The organism is Myxococcus sp. CA033, from assembly GCF_013336625.1.
GTDB lineage: Bacteria > Myxococcota > Myxococcia > Myxococcales > Myxococcaceae > Myxococcus > Myxococcus llanfairpwllgwyngyllgogerychwyrndrobwllllantysiliogogogochensis.
Window position 1 is genome coordinate 42,251 of the sequence record NZ_JABUMU010000019.1, and the last position, 18,774, is coordinate 61,024.

Below are 18,774 nucleotides of genomic sequence, written 5' to 3' on the forward strand. Positions count from 1 at the left end.
CTGTCAAGGGGGGCAGGGGAGGGGAGACGTGTGCCCTGGGTGATTCCGCCTCTCCCTTTCACGTTCTTGCCGCGCCTTGGCCAATCCGGTCACGAAGCGCGTGGGGGAAGGCTCGGGTGCTTGTGCAATGGGATGCCCGCTCCTATTGGGGTCGCACGGTGCGCAACGCAAGTCGTGCCCCGCAGCGCAAACCCCATCAGCACAAGCGGACAAGGAGAACCCATGGCTTCCCCTACGGCTGCAATGGCAGTCAGCATCATCTTGATTCATGGCGGATTCGTCGACGGCGCGGGCTGGGCGTCCGTCCACAAGCTCCTGAAGAAGGAGGGCTACAACGTCACCGTCGTGCAGAACCCCACGCTGTCCCTGGCCGACGACGTCGCGGTCACGAAGCGCGCCATCGCCGCGCAGACGGGCCCCGTGCTGCTCGTCGGGCACTCCTATGGCGGCGTCGTGGTCACCGAGGCAGGGAACGACCCGAAGGTGGTCGGGCTCGTGTACATCTCCGCGTTCGCACCTGACGCGGGCGAGTCGGTCTCGTCGCTCATCGCCAACCCCCCGCCCGACGCGCCGGTCCCGCCCATCCTGCCGCCGCAGGACGGCTTCCTCTTCCTCGACCGCTCCAAGTTCCGCGCGTCCTTCGCGGCTGACCTCGATGCGGACACGGCTGCGTTCATGGCCGATTCCCAGGTGCCCTGGGGGGTGGAGGCGCTGGGAGGGAAGATCTCGCAGCCCGCGTGGAAGACGAAGCCGAGTTGGTACCTGGTTGCGTCGGATGACCGGATGATCCCGCCGGCGGCCCAGCGCAACATGTCCAAGCGCGCCGGCGCGACGGTCAGAGAAGTCGCCGCCAGTCATGCGGTCTATGTCTCGCGACCGAAGCAGGTTGCCGCGATCATCTCCGATGCGGCCAGGTCACTCGCGGCCAAGGCCCAGTAGCCAGGTTGCCGGCAGCCACGCCGTCTACGTCTCGCAGCCGAAGTCGGTCGCGGACATGAACGCCGCGGCTGCGCGCCGCCTGAGGCCAGGGAGATGATGCCTCAGCGCAGGCGCTGGCGTCGCCAGGCGCCCGGGCTCATTCCGACCACTCGCGTGAACGTGCGCGTGAAGTGACTCTGATTGGCAAATCCACAGGCCACGGCGATTTCGCTCAGTGACTGGGTGGCAGCCTCAATCAATCGTCGAGCCTTCTCCAGTCGCCGCCCGACGAGCCAGCGGTGCGGCGGCTGGCCGGTGGTCTCGCGAAAGGCGCGGGAGAAATGCCGCTCGGAAAGCCCGCACGTACGGGCGAGCTCAGCGAGTGAAACCGAACCGTCCAGGCGCGAATCAATGAGTTCTTTGACGCGTCGTGCGTGCGCCGGACTCAGGCCGCCTCGCAGGTTCGTGCGCGCTGCGTGGAATGCGCCGTAACCGCTCGCCAGATGCGTGACGAGCGCGAGCGCCACGTGGTCGGCGTAGAGCGTGCTGACCTCCTCCGGAGCAGCCAACGCAGGGCGTAGTGCGAGCAGCAGGTGTTGTACGACGGGATCCGAGAAGCCGACGCCCGGCTGGTGACGCAAATCATCGAGCGTCTGTGCACCCGCGTCCGCGGCATACGCCCCGAGTGCCTGTCGCTTCAGATAGATGCTCACGTAGTGAAACGGCCCGACATACTCCGAGGTCAGTGTCGAACGCAGGTCGACGATGCCGGCATGCCCCGCGTGGAAGTTCTGAGGCTGTATCCAGCGGTTCTCCGCGCGCATGGCGCCTCGCGGTCGTTCTCGCAGATGCAGTGTGAGCACGTATGCTTCGTCGCGCGGCACCGTGCCCGTGATGAGTTCGTTGGGGGCGTCGGACCGGAACTCGCCGGCGACCAGGTTTGAGCGCTGGAGCACGCGGGACTGGAGCTGCGCCCCAAAGGCCGCGGTGAAGGGAAGTTCAGCCCGTCGAGTCGAACGCGAATCCGTCATGCGAGTCTCCGCGAACCAAGAGCCATCGGTCATCCTATGTATGGCCGATTTCTCCGTAAACGATGATTGGCCCTCGATGCGGGAATGATGGAGTCCGGCGTCGTCCGTGCGGGAAAATTCTGTCGGTGGCAGGCCGTTGAAGTCAGATGTCGTGTCTCGATCAACGGGATACCTCCCAGGCCAATGCCACATGTCCATCCGGCCGCCAAAGCAGTCTGTCCACGCCATGGAGGGGGCGGTGTCAGTGAGGGTGACGCCACCCTCGCGCGTGGGCGGGGCGGCCCATGCGCACATATGAACTGGTCGGTTAAAAAGTGTTGACGAAGGAGACCTCGGGCTCTAGATATTTTAAACGACCGGTACATAAGTTGAGGCCGACATGGCGGAGTTCAGTGGCAAGGCGGCATTGGTGACGGGTGGTACGCGGGGAATCGGCGCCGCCATCGTCCGGCATCTGGCGAGGGGCGGAGCGGACGTCGCCTTCACCTATGCGAGCTCCGGGGAGAAGGCGGCCGCGCTGGTGGAGGAGCTCACGGCGCAGGGCCGCCGCTGCGTGGCCATCCAGGCGGACAGTGGTGACGCCCACGCGGTCCGGCAAGCCGTGGAGCGCGCGGTGTCGGAGCTGGGGCGCCTCGACATCCTGGTCAACAACGCCGGCATCTTTCCGTCCGGACCGTTTGAAGGAGTCTCCCTCGAGGAAATCGACCGGACCCTTGCGGTCCATGTCCGAGGCGTGTTCGTCGCCGCTCAAGCCGCGCTCGCCCACATGACCCACGGTGGCCGCATCATCTCCATCGGTTCGTGCTTCGCTCAGCGCGTTCCCTATGGCGGCGTCACGCTCTACGCGATGAGCAAGTCCGCGCTGGTGGGCCTCACGAAGGGCCTGGCGCGGGAAGTCGGCGAGCGAGGCATCACCGTGAACGTGGTCGACCCCGGGTCGACCGATACGGACATGAATCCGGCGGATGGTCCCCAGGTCTCGGCCGAGCTGGCGCTCATGGCGGTCAAGCACTTCGCTCGACCCGAGGACATCGCCGCCACCGTCGGACATCTGGCGGGCCCGAGCGGGCGCTTCATCACGGGGGCTTCGATCGCGGTCGATGGCGGCTTCACCGCGTGACCCGCGTCAGCAGGCGACAGATGACGACGAAGAAGGCGAAGAAGCAGAAGCCCGTCTCCGTGATGGGGCGGCCCCGAGGGTTCGACCGCGACGAGGCGCTCGTCGAGGCCATGCGTGTCTTCTGGGCACGTGGCTACGAAGGCACGTCCATCCAGGACCTCGTCGAGGCGATGGGCGTCAACAAGCCCAGCCTCTATTCCATCTTCGGCTGCAAGGAGGAGCTCTTCCGCGAAGCCGTCGAACTCTATGACCGGACCGAAGGCATCCATGTCTCGCGCAGCCTGGAGGAAGCGACCTCCGCGCGCGCGGCGGTGGAGGACATGCTGCGCGCCAATGCACGGGCCTATACCGCCGCCGACAAGCCACGGGGGTGCATGATTGTCCTGGCGTCGCTGTTGGGTGCGCCGGAGAACGAGGCGGTGCGGAGCTTCCTCGCGGAGAACCGCCTGAGCGGTGAGCGCGCGTTGAAGCGCCGGCTCCAGCGGGGAGTCGCCAACGGAGAGCTTCCCAAGTCCACTCCCGTGGAGAAGCTCGCCGCGTTCTACACCACGGTGCTCGAGGGACTGTCCATCCAGGCCCGCGATGGTGCTTCCGTCGAGAAGCTGACCGCCATCATCGATGCCGCGATGCTCGCGTGGCCACCTGTCGCCGGTTGAGCTGTCATCAACGAGCCAGGAGCCGTCGACTCTCGCCCCCTTGGGCAATTCATCCGCGCGGGCTCGTGGGTGCCGAGGCTGAAGTCGAGGGCCTTTAGCGGTTCTGGATGACGAGCCGCGCTTCGTCCCAGACGAGCCCATGACGCAGCAAGGTCTCCGAGAGGGGTGCTCCCGCGGGCGGAGGATGCTCCAGGGTGTCGAAGTGGAGGAGTCGGAGGGTGCGGTCGGAGGATGCCGAAGCCAGCACGGACATCCCAGGTGAGAAGGCCACCGCCGAGACAAAGCCCTGTTGGCCCCGGACGCTGCCCAGCAACTCCCCGCTGGGAAGGCTCCAGACCTTCACCCGCATGTCCATGCCGCCGGAGGCCAGGAACCTGCCATCGGGCGACACGCTCAGCGACAGCACGCCCACGGCGCCCTCATCCATGCTCTTCAGCAGGAGGCCATCGCTGGCGTTCCAGAGCCGGATGGGCTGCTTCATCCCCGCCGTCACCAGGTGGTTGTCGCCCGGCGTGAAGGCGAGTGCGCGGACGCGGTCTCCGACGTCCCACTGGCGCAGGGGCTGGCGTCGCGCCAGGTCCCAGAGACGCACGACCTTGTCCGCGCCTCCGGAGGCAAGCCGCGTCCCCGTCGAGTCGATGGCCAGGGCCCAGAGCTTCCCCGTGTGCCCGACGAGTCGCCCGAGCAGCACGCCGTCCGGCACCGACCACAAGGAGACGTCCCGCTCATCACCCACGGCCAGGACCTTCCCGTCCGGACTGAAGGCGAGCGCCCGCACCGAGCCTTTCACCGTGGACAGCTCACGGAGCTGCCGGCCCGTGGCGGCTTCGAGCAAGCGCACCTGTCCCGTCAGTGTGCCCGCGGCGAGAAGCCGACGGTCCGGGCTCGACGTGAGCGAGACCACCGCCTCCGTGCGCTCTGCTCGTGATGCGGGGGCGCTCCTGTCCGCGAGGTTCCAGCGGCGCACGCCGTCCTCCGCCCCGGTGAGGAGCTCCTGCTCCTGGGTGAAGGTCAGTGCTTCCACCCAGGCCTCGTGACCTCGAAGCATCACCTCGGCGGGTGAGGCGGGCCGGGCCCAGACATGCAGCGCTCCATCCATTCCCCCGGACGCGAAGGTGCGTCCATCCGGTGACAAGGCGATGCACGCCACGGCGGCGCGGTGGGCATCCAGGCGCTCCAGCAGCTCGCCGCTGCGCGCATCGAAGAGCTGCACGCGCCCATCCCAGCCTGCCTGGACGACGAGCCGGAACAGAGGGTCGATGGCTGTCGTCGAGATGTCGGCCTGAATTCTCAACACGTCGACGAGCTGCCCGGACCGGGGATTCCAGAAGCGGATGGAATGGTCCGAGGCCGCCGACATGGCGAGGCTTCCATCGGCGGAGAAGGCGGCCGACACCACCATCTCCTCATGGCCGGTGAGGCGATGGAGCGCCTCGCGGGTCTCCAGGTCCCAGACGCGAGCGGTCTTGTCCATGCTCGTCGACAGCAGCCATCGGCCGTCCCCCGAGAAGGCCACGGCGACGGCATACGCGTCGTGCTCGAAACGCAGTTGCTCCGTGCCAGTCGCCACGTCCCAGACGCGCACGGTCTTGTCCAATCCGCATGACGCGAGCTGATTTCCGCTGGGGGCAAAGGCCAGTCCCCGCACGACATCGGTGTGTCCCTGGAAGACGGCCACCTGCTGGCCCGTGCGAACATCCCAGAGGCGAATCTCTCCCGGCCGTCCGGCGGAGGCCAGCAGGCGGCCGTCCGGAGAGAACGCGACGGCGTGCACCTCCGCCGCATGGCCCTTCAGCTCCGCCACCGGCTCACCGCTGGCCGTGTTCCAGAGACGGATGACGGCGTCGAAGCCCGCCGAGGCCAGCAGCTTCCCGTCTGGCGAGAAGGCCGCCGCGAGCACGGAGCCCTCTGTCTTCGTCGTCCAGAGCTGGCGGGAGGCCCGGTCCGTTGCCCAGCCCAGGCCCCATCGCGCCTCGGCGGAGTCCTGCGTCGCGCGAGCCACGGAGAAGTAGCCCACGGCGAGCCCCCACTGTCGGGACTCGAGGGCTGTGTCCCCCTTCGCCAGATACACGCGTGCGCGGAGGTCCTGCTCGGTCGGGGAGGGTTGAAGGGTCTCGGCCTGGCGGAGGGCGGGGCGAGCCGCACAGGAGGTGAGCACCCACGCCAGAATCACCAGTCGCCAGCTCGGTCCGCTCATGTCTGGGCTCCTTTGTAGCGAAGCCGGCGTGCGAAGACGATTTCAAGCGCGCGTTTCCAGAGCGACGCCACTCAGACGTCGGTGGCCTTGGGTATGGCGCTTCGTTAGCGTGCGGGCCTGATGCACACTCCGCCCATGCCGCCTCCGGACAACCGCCGCACGAAGTCCCCCCTCCTCATCGCCGCCGGAGTGGGGCTGCTCGTCGTCCTGGGCCTCGCGATGATGCTTCTCCGTGGCGGCCGGAACTTCGCGCGGACCTCGGAGGATGTCGGGGGCCTCGCGGAGCTGGCGTCCATCCAGTCACAAATGCAACCCCTGGACGCGTGCAGGATTGAGTACGGCGCGCGTCGTGGCGGTCGCCAGGTCTTCGGCTCCTCGGATTCGGTGAAGGTCTTCTCGTGTGCCGAGTCCAGTGAGGTCGTCGGTGTCGACGTGCCCATCGAGCGGAGGACGGAGGGCGTCACCTTCGACATGGCCCGTCAGTCCAGGACGGAGCCGTGGGAGGTCCTGGTCGACAAGGACCGGGTGGCGCTCCCCGCGCTCAAGGGCGCCCTGGAGCAGCTCGCGCCCCTCATCCTCGAGCAGTACCCGCCCGTGCTTCTCCGGCAACGAGAGCAGAGAGAGGCGTACGACCGCGAGCTGAAGGCGCGGAAGGACGCGCAGCAGGCGCGCGAACAGGGCGCTCGAGACTCCTATCCGCGGTGACGCGGTCGGGAGCAGGTCCCGCACCCTTCCATCCTTGGGTGGTTCATCGAGCGCGGCCTTCCACGTTCGGCTGAATCCCCTTTCGTGAGGCCGCCCGTGGCCGTGCCTTGCCCTGGAGGGAGAATCGCTCGCTCAGGAGTTGGATGAAATACGTCAGCGGCGCGGAGCGCTGGCGGGAGGCTCGGGTGACGGCGCTCCAGCGGCGGCGGATTCCGCGAGGGGTGAGTCGGACCGTGTGCAGCCCGTTGCGTTGGGCCGGCAGCATCCATTCGGGCAGCGCCGTCACGCCGACGCCGCCACGCACCAGCTCAATCAGCGCCTCGGTGAGGGGCACGGGGGAGACCCGCTGCGGCTCGAGGCCCTCGGGCCAGAACACGCGCGTGAAGATGTCGAGCTGCTCCCGAGGCGCGGCATAGGTGAGCAGGTTCTCCGACACCAGTTCCCGCGCCGTGACGTGCCCTCGTCGCGCCAGCGCGTGGCCCTCGGGGACCACCAGCATGAGCTCGTCCTCGAAGAGCGCCGTCTGCGCCAGGCGGGCCTGCCGAGGGACGTCCGTCGTCAAGGCGAGGTCCAGCTCGCCATTCAGCAGCGCTCCCAGCGGCTGGCGCGTGGCCTCCAGGACGATGCGCAGCTCGACGCGCGGGTGCTCGGCCTGCCATCGCCCGAGGATGGGCGGCAGCCAGCCGTACACCGTGTAGCAACCCGTGCTGAGCCGCAGCAGGTCGTCCTGCGGGTGCGCGCGGCAGATGGCCTCGGCCTGGGCCACCTCGCTCAAGACGCGCCGCGCGGAGACGAGCAGCTTCTCGCCCGAGCCGGTCAGGAGCAGCCGTCGCTGGCGGCGCTGGAAGAGCTGCACGCCCAGGCGCTCCTCGGCATCGCGGAGCTGATGGCTCAGCGCCGAGGACGTGAGGTGGAGCTGCCGGCTCGCGGCGGCCAGACTCCCGGTGTCGGCGACCGCGGCAATCAGCTTGAAGTGACGGAGCTCGAGCATGCCGGGCAGTTTCACATGAACCCCATTCAGCATCATGGAGAAATCGTTTCGCTGCGCTCATGGCCTCGGCCTCCTTAACGTTGGCGTCCCCATGCAAGGAGGGCGGACAGATGCCCCACACCGACAGCTTCCCGAGCCCGCAGAGCCCTGTCGTATCCCCCTGGTCGTCCGTGCGAATCGACGACATCGAGCCCGTCATCGTCGGCCCTGGCTGCCTGCGCAGGGACCTGCCAAGCACACGTGACGTGAGGGTCTGGGTCGTGGACATGGCTCCCGGAGCTCAGTGGCCCTCCGTGGACGTCCACGACACCGGCGAGGAGGTCTTCGTGGTGAGCGGTGAGCTCATCGAGGGAGAGCAGCGCCTGGGCCCAGGCACCTACCTGTTCTTCCCACCCGCGAGCCATCACCAGCCGCGCACCGAGACCGGCGTGCGCCTCTTCGGCATCAATCTCGTGGCCTCCTCGGTGGCGCGATGAGCATCGACAACGGGGACCTGCTGGTTCGGCCCGCGCGGACGGGCCGCCGGGACTTCCTGCGTGCGGCGGCCGTGCTCTCCGCGGGCGCGGTCCTGTCATCCCCTGGCGTGGGACGCGCGACGAAACCTGTCGACACCGCGACGCTGCGCGCCCAGCGGCTGGCCTGGGCCGGAGTGCGATTGCGGCTCGGTCAGGACACGCTGTTCCTGGACCCATTGGTCGACTCCACCGTGTGGGGGGCCGCGCTGAAGGATCCGCTCGTCCCGATGGACGCGGGTGACGGCGGGCGCTACGTGCTGGTGACGCATCGCCATCCCGACCACTTCGACCGGATGGCCGTCCGTCAGGCGCTGGGCGACACCGGCACGCTGGTGTGCCCCCCGGACATGGCCGCGACCGCCGCCGCGTCGGGCTTCCGCGTGCGGCCCGCTCCGCTCTACGAGCCGGTCCTGCTCAATGACTTCACCGCCACCGCCGTTCCCGCCGAGGATGGTTACGGAGACACCCAGGTGTCGTGGATCGTCTCCGGTGGAGGCCGCCGCGTCATCCACTGCGGTGACACGCTGTGGCACGGGTCCTGGTGGCACATCGGACGTCAGTTCGGCCCCTTCGACGCGGCGTTCCTGCCCATCAACGGGGCGCGCTTCGGTTGGCGCAAGCCCGTCAGCGACGTGCATGGCGTCCTGACCCCGGAGCAGGCGGTCGCCGCGGCTGTCGTGCTGGGAGCAAAGCTCCTCGTGCCCATCCACTACGGCGTCACGTCCTCCGAGGACTATCAGGAGGTTCCGGGCGCGGAAGCGCTGCTCCTGGCCACGGCGCGCAAGAGGAAGGTGAACGTGGAGCTGGCGCGTCCGGGGGAGTGGCTGACCTGGCAGGCTCGGGGCTGAGTCCCCGCGCGCGGAGGCCGGGAGGGGAATGGCGGGGTGTGGCACGGAGAGTGAAGCTTCGCATACAATGTTTCACTCTCTCCGCGTCAGCGAAAGGCCCCTCGCACCATGGATTCCTCTTCCTCGCCCAAGAGCCCTCGGCGTGCCGTGGTGTGGTCGACGATGAAGTCGTACCTCAACGAGGCCGTGTCGTCGGCGCGGACGCGGCTCAACGAGCACGTTCCCCAGTTCGGGGCGCTGGAGCAGAAGTACCGGCAGCTCTGGTTCTCGCGCATCTACCAGCACAACTTCTGGCTGGATTCGGAGTCGCGCTCGGGGCCGGGCTCCACGCTGAAGGCGACGGAGTCCATCCGCCGCGAGTTGCCGGAGGTGCTCCGCAAGGCCCAGGCAAGGACGATGCTGGACGTGCCCTGCGGCGACTTCAACTGGATGCAGCACGTGGAGCTGGACCTGGAGCAGTACATCGGCGCGGACATCGTCCCGGACCTCATCGCGCTCAACCAGCAGCGACATGGAAGCGAGCGCCGCCAGTTCATCGTCCGAGACCTCATCCAGGATGACCTTCCGAAGGTGGGACTGGTCATGGTGAGGGACCTGTTCATCCACCTGTCGTATCGGAACATCTTCCGGGCGCTGGCCAACCTCCGGCGCAGCGGCACCGAGCACCTGCTCGCGACGACCCATGTGGGCTTGAGCCGCAACGAGGACATCGTCACCGGCATGTGGCGGCCGGTGAACCTGCGGCTGGCGCCGTTCCATTTTCCGGAGCCCATCCACCTGGTGGAGGACGCTCACAAGGGCCGCCACATGGGGCTGTGGCGGTTCGCGGACCTGGACCTGAGCCAGGGCCAGAAGACCGGTACCTGACGCAGGCCGCCCGCCCGCGGCATCCCGGCCGACGACCTCCTGTTCGTGCCTCACGGCCGAACAGGCCCTTGCGTGCGGACGCGGCCCGCCTGGGTGATGGGCCAGAGGCCTGTCCGTGCCTCACGGTCGAACAGGCCCTTGCGTGCGGACGCGGCCCGCCTGGGTGATGGGCCAGAGGCCTGTCCGTGCCTCACGGTCGAACATCCCATTGCGTGGCGACCGGTGGCCGGCGCGCACGAGGGGTTCGACCGCTGGATGGGGAGTCGCTCGGCGTTACCGCGAGGATCCTTGGGCGTGGAGTTCGAGCGGGAGCGGCGCCTGAAGCTGAACCTGCTCGCCCGAGCGTGGATGCTGGAAGGTGAGCGACTCCGCGTGCAGCAGGTAGCCGCCGTCTCCGGGCAGGCCCGGGTGCTCCGCCAACGGCAGTCCCCCCACGGCGAAGAGCGGGTCCCCCACGAGCGGGTGGCCGATGAAGGCGAGGTGGATGCGGATCTGCTCGGAGCGTCCCGTGTGGATGTCCACCTCGAAGAGGGTGTGCTCGGTGCGCCGCTCCAGCACGCGGGCCGTGCTGTGTGAGGGCTTTCCCCGTGCAGTGGCGCCATGCACCTCGCCCAGCAGCGGGTGGGGCACCAGTCCGATGGGCGCGCGGATGTCGTACGTCTCCTGGGTCGCGATTCCCTGGGCGAGTGCGCGGTAGCGCTTGTGTACGCGGCCTTCGCGCCAATCGCTCGCCAGGCGCGCGGCGGCGTCGCGGGTGCGGGTGAAGAGCACGAGGCCCGACGTCGCGCGTCCCAGCCGGTGCATGGGAACCGCCTCGGGCCATCGCGCCTGGACGAAGGAGAGCAGGGTGTTCTTGAGGAAGCCTCCCGAGGGCAGGGTCGGCAGTCCGCTCGGCTTCACCACGACGACCAGCTCCGCGTCCTCGTACACGAGCTCGAAGGACCGCGGAGTGTCCGCCTCTTCCCAGGGTGGGCGGTGCCAGCAGAGTAGCTGCCCCGGCCTCAGTGACTCCGAGCCGTCGGCGATGACGTCGTCGAGTCGCACCTCGCCCCGCGCGAAGCGCGCCCGCCACTCCTCCTCCGAGGAGTGACGATACTTGTCCGTCAGGTGGGCGAGCGCGCTGCTGCCCGGTCGGCTCCCGAGCTTCTCGCGGTACACATAGCCATCGTTGAGCAGCACTCGCGCACCCTACACCGCGTGCCCTCGTGGTGGGAGACACTCCGCTTCCCGCCGCCGTACTCCGCGTCTTGCTCACCGCCCACAAGGGGGTGACACATGGCTCCCCTGGGACGTGGAGCTGGCGCTCCCTGAAGGCTGTCCTTGCGAGACTGTTGCATCCAGGGTTCAGTAGACAGCCATGGCCTTCGCCCCCTGGCTGCCCTTGGTCGTCGCCCTGCATTCCGTACCCGCCGCCCCAGCGAAACCGGCGCCTGCACCTGTCTCCTTCGCGAGCTGGTTCGACGCGCGCGTGAAGGAGGAGGCGCCGAATATCACTGAGCGGTACCAGGTGGACCTCGACGGTGATGGTCGCGAGGACGAGGTGGTCTGCTTTCCCATGGCGTCAGTCGACCGTCCGAAAACCTGGGACGGACCTCCCGTCACGCTGGTGGGACTGGCCAGTGGTGAGCGCTTCGCGATGAGCGGAGGCGCGGGAGTGGACGAGCCTCTGGGCTGTCCGTCGCCCACCTCGACCGCCTCCGGCTCGGGCTTGCCGACCCTGCTCCTGCAACGTGCCGGCGCGGGGACCTCGTCATCGGTGACGCTGCGCTTCGACCGGAAGGGCCCGATGCTCGTGGCGAGCAACGTGAATCCACGCTTCAGCTTGAGGCGCATGGATTTGCTGGCCCAGAGCGCCGCCGCGTTCCACTACACACCACCGGACCCCGAGGACCCGGACTCCGAAGGGAATGAGTCCAAGTGGGAGGGTTCGGCTCGGGTGGTGTCGGACCTGGAGTCCACGGTGCTTCCTTCTCCGGGACAGGTCACCTGGGGCCCGGAGAACTGGAAGGGGCCCGAGGATGCGGACCTGACGGTGAGCCTGCGTCGTCGGGGCGACCTGATGGTGGTCAGTGTCCGGCTGAGGGATGACAAGACAGTGGTCGCCGCGGATGCGAGTCCCAAGGCCATCCTCGCCGCGGACCACCTCGAGCTGCGATGGATGGAGTGGGGCACCACCAGGTTCATGAGGGACCAGCAGGTGGAACTCGGGGTCGCGCGCAACAAACAGGGGGCGCCCGTGGCCACGTGGTTCAAGCCTCCCAAGAAGAAGGACACGCCACCGCCGACGATTCGGTGGACCTCCCCGGAGGCCGTGGAGGTGGAGGTGCCCCTGGCCTGGTTCATGCCGACGCCCGCGAAGCTCGATAATTACGACCCGACAAGGGCCACGGCCCATTTCACGGTGGTCTTCTCCGATGGCGACGGGCGCGGACAGGAGACGCTGGTAGGCGCCTCCCCGGGCATGCTCTTCGTCGCCGACCCGGGACGGCCCTTTCCCTCGCTGGCGCAGGTGGTCCAGCCGTGGGTGCGGGTGGAGGACGGCGCCACGTTGCGCAGCCTCCTCTGGTAGTCGTTGGAACGGTCAGCGTGGCAGTGGCGCGAGAGCAGCCACGCTGACGGTGGAGTGCCGAGCCCCTCGGTGCAGCCAGCGGCCCCACGGCCCAGCTTTGCGCGAGGAGGATTTCATGGCCTTTTCCGCCAGACAGTCGAACGCGCCCTTGCCTCTCGGCACGCTCGCGCCGCCCATCCGTGCTCCGGTGACTCCGGACCAGAAGGTCTCGCTCGAGGAGTTCCGAGGGGCCCCGCTGGTGCTGGTGTTCTACCCAGCCGACTGGAGCCCGGTGTGCAGCGATGAGCTGGCACTCTTCAACGAGCTGATGCCCGAGTTCGAGCGCCTCGGCGCGAAGGTGGTCGCCATCTCGTGCGACGGCGTGTGGTGCCATCTGGCCTTCGCCCGCGCGCGCAACCTCCACATGGTGCTGGCCTCCGACTTCCACCCGAAGGGAGCGATTTCGCGCGCCTACCATGCCTACCGGGAAGAGGACGGTATCTCCGAACGCGCGCTCTTCGTCATCGACGCCGAGGGCAAGATTTTCTGGAGCTACGTCTCGCCCGTGGCGGTCAACCCTGGTGCCGACGGCGTGCTGGACGCACTGGAGCGCCTCGCAGGGCAGCGCGCCGCCGAAGACGATGGAGGTCCGTCCCTGAGTCAGCGCGAGGAGAGCACCGAGCAGGAGGCACGGCCATGAGCAGACTGCGCACTCCCGTGGGTTCCCATGACCACATCCTCGGACCTGTCGACGCTCCCGTCATCCTGGTGGAGTACGGCGACTTCCAGTGCCCCTTCTGCGGACAGGCCTACGAAGAAGTGAACAAGGTGCTGGCCTCGATGGGCGACCAGCTGCGCTACGTCTTCCGCCACTTCCCCCTCACCCAGGCGCACCCCTACGCGCTCCAGGCCGCCGAAGCCGCGGAGGCCGCCGATGCCCAGGGCAAATTCTGGGAGATGCACGGCATGCTCTACGAGAACCAGCAGGCGCTCGACCCCGAGTCGCTGCTGGCCTACGCCCAGAAGCTGGGATTGGACATGGAGCGCTTCACCCGCGAAGTCTCCGAGCACCGCTACCTGGAGCGCATCCGTCGCGACTTCATGGGCGGCGTGCGCAGCGGAGTCAGCGGCACCCCGGGCTTCTTCATCAACGGCGCGCGCTACCAAGGCGACTTCAGCGCCTCCTCGCTCATCACCGTCCTTCAAGGCGGAGGTATCGAGTCGCCCAGCTACTTCTGAGCCCACGCGTCGTCCATGACTGAATGATGACCGTCTGATGGAGGCGAACACACCCTCGTGGGCGAGTGGCTGCGTACCGTGGCGGTTGGGTGCTCCCACCCAGGGGCCTTCGTGGCCCCACGCGCGAGGAGGCGCGTTCCGGATCCGCCATGCAATTCACCCTCTCGGGGCTGTGGGCCCATATGGGCCTCTTCGCGCAGGGCATCGTCATCGCGATGGGCATCATGTCGGTGCTGTCATTGGTCATCCTCGCCGAGCGCTCGCTGGTTTTCCGTGCGTCCCGTCGACACTCCCGCAGGTTCGCCTCGGAGATGGCCACGTTGCTCTCTCAAGGGGACTTCGAGACCGCGTCCCACGCGAAGCTGGGCGCGGACGTGGGCTACCTCGGCCGGACCATCCGCGCGGGGCTGACGGCGTACCGCATCTCCTCCGATGACAGTCGTGACGAGGTGATGGAGTCGGTGGCGCGCAGCCTGGAGCGTCAGGCTCAGCGCGAGGTGCAGAGTCTCAAGCGCGGCCTGGGCCATCTGGCCACCGTGGCCTCCACCGCCCCCTTCGTGGGCCTGCTCGGCACCACCATGGGCATCGTCACCGCGTTCCAGCAGATGGGCGAGGCAGGGGCGGGCGGCATTGGCACCATCTCGACAGGCATCTCCGAGGCGTTGGTCACCACCGCCTTCGGGCTGCTCGTCGCCATCCCCGCGGTGATGGGCTACAACTCCTTGCAGGGTTGGGTGGATGCCCGCGCCGTGGACCTCGCCGAGGCCAGCAACGAGTTCCTCGACGCCGCGGCGCGGGCCCTCAAGCGCGCGCGCTCCGCCGTGGTGTGATTCCTTCACCTACTCGGCGATGAGCAGCACCTCGCGGCTCGTCTGGTTCGTGGAGAGCGCGTACTGGTAGTCCCGCGCTCTCACGGTGACCTTGCGCTTGTGACGCTGGAGCATCCGCTTCAACTCCTCCACCGAGGGGACTCCATCCGAGCGATAGGACACGACGAGGATGCTGTCCCGCCACCGCTCGAACACCGCCTCGAAGGCGGAGGCGATTCGCGCCGGGCTGGCCCACGGTGTCTCCACCCGCCGGTAGGGTTTGTGTTTGTAGCGGGCATCGAACCGCTCCGGCCAATTGCTGTACTCCGTCAATCCCTCCATGAAGTGATAGAAGCCCAGGTAGTCGACGCCAACACCCTTGGCCGAGATGTATGGCGGGTCGAGGTACGCCAGGTCCGCTTGGGCTTCGAGCCGCACCGCGTCCCCACACGTCGCGACGTTCACCCGGCCGTTGTCGAAGATGGCGTCACTCGCGGCGGAGGCGGCCTTGGCGATGTGGTCCGCGAAGGGCCTGTCCCACGTCGCCTTGTTCCCGAAGGAGCGCTCGACGCTCGCCTCTCGCATGTAGAGGTTGGCGCGGTGGAAGAGGTTGTAGGGGCGCTTGGCGATGCAGGCCTGGAACACCGCGTGGTACGCGAGGGCCTGTTTGTAATCACCCGGCAGCTCGGCCAGGTTCTGCGCCAGGACATCGAGGAGCTGGTTCTCGTCGTCCGGGTAGTAGATGCCACCGAAGGTCCGCGCGATGAAGTCTCCATAGGTCCGCTGCCGCCGGGCGAGCAGTGCTGACACGTCGTCGCGCTCGAAGCGCGTCGAGGGGTTTTCGATGAGCGCCTTGCCGATGAGGTGGTTGGAGCGAAGGCAGTCGTTGTAGTGGACCTGCTTGCCTTGCACCTTGAAGAGATAGGACACCGAGCCCGTGCCGCCGAAGAGGTCGACGACGGAGTCGAACTCCAGGGACTGGAGCTGCTCCCAGAGCCACCCGAGGACCTTGAGCTTGCTGCCCTGATACCGGGTCGCGGGGAAGCGCTCGATGGAGGGCGGGGGGCTCACGGGCTGCTCACGTAGACGAGGCCCTCGGCGCCGGTCAACCTCCGCGACGCCCAGGGGCCTACGGCGTCGGAGGCCGCGCGGGGGGCACGGTGTCTTGTGGAGGGGGCACGGTGTTCACGGGCGCGGAGGTCCCCGTCGGAGTCACGAGGTTCGCGGGGCCCGGGGACTCTCCTGGCACCGAGGGCTCGGGTGGCTCGTGTCCGCGCAGGGCGATGGCGGGCAGTGAGGCGGTCAGCACACCCACGTCGAGGAAGCCGTGGAACCCCTCGTCGTCCAGCTCCGGGAGCATGCGGATTGCCGCGGGCGTCTCCGGGCGAATCGCGACCTGGGGACCCGGGGTGATGCCCATGATGTTGCAGTCCATCTCCCCGTTCAGCTCCAGGTCACATCCCCACCGTCGGCCCTGCGCGTAGCCCACCTCCAGCACCTTCAAATCCCGGGTGCTCTGAAGCAGGTGCTTCGACATGGGGACGAAGTCGTCGCTCCAGTCCGCGTCCCCCAGCCGTGTGTGGGCATTGCCCGCGAGCACCAGGAACACGTCCTGGGGGCGCGCGCTGCGCGGGTTCAACACCTTCCGGGCCATGTAGGCGTCGCGTGCCTTCCCATGGTTCATGTCCGTGTCCATGGCCACCACGAAGACGGAGCGCCCGGCGGCACGCAGCGCCCGGACCCGGTCGATGAGGTCCATCACCGCGCGGCTTCCCCGGCCGTCCTGCTGCGGCTTGCGCCAGAAGTTCCCGCGCAGCAGCGCATCCTGGTCCGCGGGGCGCCCCGGGCTCGCCAGATAGGTATTGATGCGCTCCTGCTCCTTCTCCGGGATGGCGAGGGCCACGGTGACGCCGAGCCCCGCCTGGGTGGCCTCGCACGCCAGGTCTCCCACAGTGGCGGGAATCTCGCGGGTGCCGAGCTGCTCGCCGATGAGCACCGTCAGCCCGGGCCGCAGCATCGACTGGAAGCCGGTGACCTCCCGTGCGCAGGGCTCCTGCACCTCATCCTTCCAGCGCTTGAGATAGAAAGACGGGTCCCTGGCGAAGGAGTCATCGCGCGCGAGGCTGAGCGAGCCGGTGAGCGTCTCCAGCGAGGGGCGCGACTCCAATCGCAGGGTGAGGGTCTGCTCCAGCTCCAAATCCCGGGTGCCCTGCACGGCTCCGTTCAGTTCGACCCAGGGCGCCACGTCTCGCTCCCGCTGGGCGAGCTCCACGGGTGCGCCTCTCCTCACGAAGCTCTGCTCGAACCGCTCCATCAGCATGAACCGCGAGTTCAGCTGCCCTGACGCCTCGGGCTTGATTTCAACGTCGTTGCTGAAGGCCACGCGCTTCATGCGGAAGATGCGGATGACGGACTCGCGCTCGGAGATCAGCTCGCCGGCCACCAGATAACGCGTGGAGTCACCGTCGCTCTGCCATCCCCAGGACTGGGCGCTGAGCTGCGCGGTCCGCCACTCGGTCAGCAGATATCTCGGGTCCTCGAGGGGCTTGAGGACCCAGCCCTGCTCCGTCATGAGCTTCGTGGCCTCGGCCAGGGCCTTGTCCACGGGTATCATGAAGATGTGCTCGTAACGGGGCTGCTCGGGTTCGGGCGCGACGGGGGGCGTGGCCTCCGCCACGGCTGGCGCCTGCGTGGGACGCGCGGTCGTCGCACATCCCGCGAGGAGCAACACGAGACCGGCCAGGGCTCGACGCATCGGAGGGCTCTCTTCCTTCGAAATTCCGCAGGCGGGGCTGGAACGTCCGGCCGCCCGAAGAATATCGGAAGCGCCCACCCGGGGGGCCCGCGTGCGGGGTGGAAGGTGACATCGAGCCGACACACCGTGCCGACCTTGTACTTCGGAGGGCAGTGGCGCCGCGCTCCCGCGCCGAGGGCGTGTGAACGTGTCGCCTTGGGGGCTCGCGTTGACAGGGCCCTTGGGTGAATCCGAGAGTCTCCGTGCATGAAGAAGAAGCACCGCCGAATCGTGGTCGATGACGTCACCTTCGCCTGGGCGGGCGACTGGTCCCACATCGGTGGGAGGCGCGTGGTGTCGCTGCGCGCGTGGCACCAGACCGACGACGAGCGGCCGGTGGGCCCGGTGCTGTCGGTGAAGCTGGTGAACAAGCACGGCGGCATGGTCGATTGCGCGGCCGCCGTGCCTCAGGACGCTCGCGCCGCCATCCTGCTCGGAAGGGCGCTTGGCTGGTCTCCGGAAGGTCGCGGCGTGTTCTGGATACTCCCCACGCATGGCCTTGCGCTCCAGGACCTCGACGTCGTCGACCCGGCGACGCTGGGATGAGGTGGCTGGCGACTGGCCGCTCCCGCCTCCACGCCCGCTGACGGGCCGTGCGGACGAGCTGGTGGCTCGTCATCCAGACACCCTACTTTCAGTCCAGGAGGAAGCGTCCCATGAGCGGAGCCTCGTCACGACCTGTCGAGAAAAGCGGAACCTTCAAGCTGGGCGGAGACCTGCCCATCCACCGCCTGGGCTACGGCGCCATGCAGCTCACCGGCCCCGGCATCTGGGGACCTCCGAAAGACAGGGCGGAGGCCGTGCGCGTCCTGCGCCGCGCTGTCGAGCTGGGTGTGGACTTCATCGACACCGCCGACTCCTACGGCCCCTATGTCAGCGAGGAAATCATCGCCGAGGCCCTGCACCCCTACGCCAAGGGCGTCGTCGTGGCGACCAAGGCGGGGCTCGTGCGCACCGGCCCCCATGAGTGGCACCCCGTGGCCGCGCCGAAGTACCTGCGCCAGGAACTCGAGCTGTCCTTGCGCCGGCTGAAGTTGGAGCGCATCGACCTGTACCAGCTTCACCGCATCGACCCGAAGGTCCCCGTGGAGGAGTCGCTCGGCGAGCTGAAGGACCTCCAGAAGGAAGGGAAGATTCGCCACATCGGCCTGTCGGAGGTCTCCGTGGAGGACATCCAGCGGGCGCGCAAGGTGGTGGACGTGGTGTCGGTGCAGAACCGCTACAACCTCACGGACCGCGTCCACGAAAAGGTGCTCGACTACTGCGAGCGGGAGAAGCTGGGCTTCATTCCCTGGTTCCCCCTGGCCACGGGCGGACTGGCGAAGCCCGGCGGCGCGCTCGACGCGGTGGCGCGCAAGCACCAGGCCACGCCCGCGCAGATTGCCCTCGCCTGGCTGCTGGCCCGCTCGCCGGTGATGCTGCCCATTCCGGGCACCTCGTCCGTGAAGCACCTGGAGGAGAACCTCGCGGGCGCGGAGGTGAAGCTCGGCAAGGAGGAACTGGCCGCCGTGGATGCACAGGCGTCGGGGCGCTGAC

The 18,774-nt window shown here is 68.1% G+C and carries 19 protein-coding genes; 13 read left to right on the top strand and 6 right to left on the bottom strand.

What is annotated here, in order from left to right:
* The first annotated feature begins 222 nt into the window (after positions 1–222).
* The gene (locus tag HUA78_RS32715) at positions 223–939 is read left to right on the top strand and encodes an alpha/beta hydrolase (RefSeq protein ID WP_174457831.1); all 717 of its coding nucleotides are present in this window, start codon (positions 223–225) and stop codon (positions 937–939) included.
* Positions 940–1,040: 101 nt separating this feature from the next.
* Here HUA78_RS32715 and HUA78_RS32720 read toward each other — a convergent pair whose 3' ends face one another.
* The gene (locus HUA78_RS32720; protein ID WP_174457830.1) at positions 1,041–1,949 is read right to left on the bottom strand and encodes an AraC family transcriptional regulator; all 909 of its coding nucleotides are present in this window, start codon (positions 1,947–1,949) and stop codon (positions 1,041–1,043) included.
* 379 nt (positions 1,950–2,328) lie between these two features.
* Between HUA78_RS32720 and HUA78_RS32725 the strand changes: the two genes are divergently transcribed.
* Both HUA78_RS32725 and HUA78_RS32730 read left to right on the top strand, forming a co-directional pair.
* The gene (locus tag HUA78_RS32725) at positions 2,329–3,069 is read left to right on the top strand and encodes a 3-oxoacyl-ACP reductase family protein (protein WP_174477923.1); all 741 of its coding nucleotides are present in this window, start codon (positions 2,329–2,331) and stop codon (positions 3,067–3,069) included.
* A 20-nt stretch (positions 3,070–3,089) separates the two neighbouring features.
* Complete coding sequence (locus HUA78_RS32730; protein ID WP_174477924.1) at positions 3,090–3,725, top strand: TetR/AcrR family transcriptional regulator; 636 nt, start codon at positions 3,090–3,092, stop codon at positions 3,723–3,725.
* A gap of 94 nt (positions 3,726–3,819) precedes the next feature.
* On the opposite strand, the gene HUA78_RS32735 is transcribed toward HUA78_RS32730, so the two are convergent.
* Positions 3,820–5,922, bottom strand: a complete 2,103-nt coding sequence (locus HUA78_RS32735) for a WD40 repeat domain-containing protein (RefSeq protein WP_174477925.1) — start codon at positions 5,920–5,922, stop codon at positions 3,820–3,822.
* A gap of 120 nt (positions 5,923–6,042) precedes the next feature.
* Between HUA78_RS32735 and HUA78_RS32740 the strand changes: the two genes are divergently transcribed.
* Positions 6,043–6,627 carry a hypothetical protein gene (locus tag HUA78_RS32740; protein ID WP_174477926.1) on the top strand — a complete coding sequence of 195 codons (585 nt, stop codon included), beginning with the start codon at positions 6,043–6,045 and terminating at the stop codon, positions 6,625–6,627.
* Between the two features lie 43 nt (positions 6,628–6,670).
* Here the strand turns inward: HUA78_RS32740 and HUA78_RS32745 are convergent, their stop codons facing one another.
* A complete protein-coding gene (locus HUA78_RS32745; protein WP_254624020.1) occupies positions 6,671–7,618 on the bottom strand; it encodes a LysR substrate-binding domain-containing protein in 948 nt (315 codons plus the stop codon).
* Between the two features lie 110 nt (positions 7,619–7,728).
* Here HUA78_RS32745 and HUA78_RS32750 point away from each other — a divergent pair, with 110 nt between their 5' ends.
* From HUA78_RS32750 to HUA78_RS32760, 3 genes are all read left to right on the top strand, one after another.
* Positions 7,729–8,094, top strand: coding sequence for a cupin domain-containing protein (locus HUA78_RS32750; RefSeq protein WP_246136956.1), 366 nt, complete (start codon positions 7,729–7,731; stop codon positions 8,092–8,094).
* On the top strand, positions 8,091–8,981 hold the full coding sequence (locus HUA78_RS32755) for an MBL fold metallo-hydrolase (protein ID WP_174457823.1): 891 nt from the start codon (positions 8,091–8,093) through the stop codon (positions 8,979–8,981). Before HUA78_RS32750 ends, HUA78_RS32755 begins: the two co-directional genes overlap by 4 nt.
* 108 nt (positions 8,982–9,089) lie before the next feature.
* Positions 9,090–9,848 (top strand): class I SAM-dependent methyltransferase, encoded by a 759-nt coding sequence (locus HUA78_RS32760; RefSeq protein WP_174477928.1) that lies wholly within the window; start codon positions 9,090–9,092, stop codon positions 9,846–9,848.
* Positions 9,849–10,121: 273 nt separating this feature from the next.
* On the opposite strand, the gene HUA78_RS32765 is transcribed toward HUA78_RS32760, so the two are convergent.
* Entirely contained in the window at positions 10,122–11,027 is a 906-nt protein-coding gene (locus tag HUA78_RS32765; protein WP_141640813.1) for an RluA family pseudouridine synthase, read from the bottom strand.
* Between the two features lie 178 nt (positions 11,028–11,205).
* Here HUA78_RS32765 and HUA78_RS32770 point away from each other — a divergent pair, with 178 nt between their 5' ends.
* The 4 genes from HUA78_RS32770 (at position 11,206) to HUA78_RS32785 (ending at position 14,465) form a co-directional block, all read left to right on the top strand.
* Positions 11,206–12,417, top strand: coding sequence for a hypothetical protein (locus tag HUA78_RS32770; protein WP_174477929.1), 1,212 nt, complete (start codon positions 11,206–11,208; stop codon positions 12,415–12,417).
* Positions 12,418–12,532: 115 nt separating this feature from the next.
* Entirely contained in the window at positions 12,533–13,096 is a 564-nt protein-coding gene (locus HUA78_RS32775; RefSeq protein WP_174477930.1) for a redoxin domain-containing protein, read from the top strand.
* Positions 13,093–13,635 (top strand): DsbA family protein, encoded by a 543-nt coding sequence (locus tag HUA78_RS32780; RefSeq protein ID WP_174457819.1) that lies wholly within the window; start codon positions 13,093–13,095, stop codon positions 13,633–13,635. Before HUA78_RS32775 ends, HUA78_RS32780 begins: the two co-directional genes overlap by 4 nt.
* A 149-nt stretch (positions 13,636–13,784) precedes the next feature.
* Entirely contained in the window at positions 13,785–14,465 is a 681-nt protein-coding gene (locus HUA78_RS32785; RefSeq protein WP_174457818.1) for a MotA/TolQ/ExbB proton channel family protein, read from the top strand.
* Between the two features lie 9 nt (positions 14,466–14,474).
* Here HUA78_RS32785 and HUA78_RS32790 read toward each other — a convergent pair whose 3' ends face one another.
* A complete protein-coding gene (locus tag HUA78_RS32790; protein ID WP_174477931.1) occupies positions 14,475–15,515 on the bottom strand; it encodes a DNA adenine methylase in 1,041 nt (346 codons plus the stop codon).
* Positions 15,516–15,573: 58 nt separating this feature from the next.
* Positions 15,574–17,199 carry a hypothetical protein gene (locus tag HUA78_RS32795; protein ID WP_174477932.1) on the bottom strand — a complete coding sequence of 542 codons (1,626 nt, stop codon included), beginning with the start codon at positions 17,197–17,199 and terminating at the stop codon, positions 15,574–15,576.
* Between the two features lie 246 nt (positions 17,200–17,445).
* On the opposite strand from HUA78_RS32795, the gene HUA78_RS32800 reads away from it, so the two are divergent.
* Both HUA78_RS32800 and HUA78_RS32805 read left to right on the top strand, forming a co-directional pair.
* Positions 17,446–17,784 carry a hypothetical protein gene (locus tag HUA78_RS32800; RefSeq protein WP_174477933.1) on the top strand — a complete coding sequence of 113 codons (339 nt, stop codon included), beginning with the start codon at positions 17,446–17,448 and terminating at the stop codon, positions 17,782–17,784.
* A gap of 110 nt (positions 17,785–17,894) precedes the next feature.
* On the top strand, positions 17,895–18,773 hold the full coding sequence (locus tag HUA78_RS32805; protein ID WP_174477934.1) for an aldo/keto reductase: 879 nt from the start codon (positions 17,895–17,897) through the stop codon (positions 18,771–18,773).
* Position 18,774: the final 1 nt, after the last annotated feature.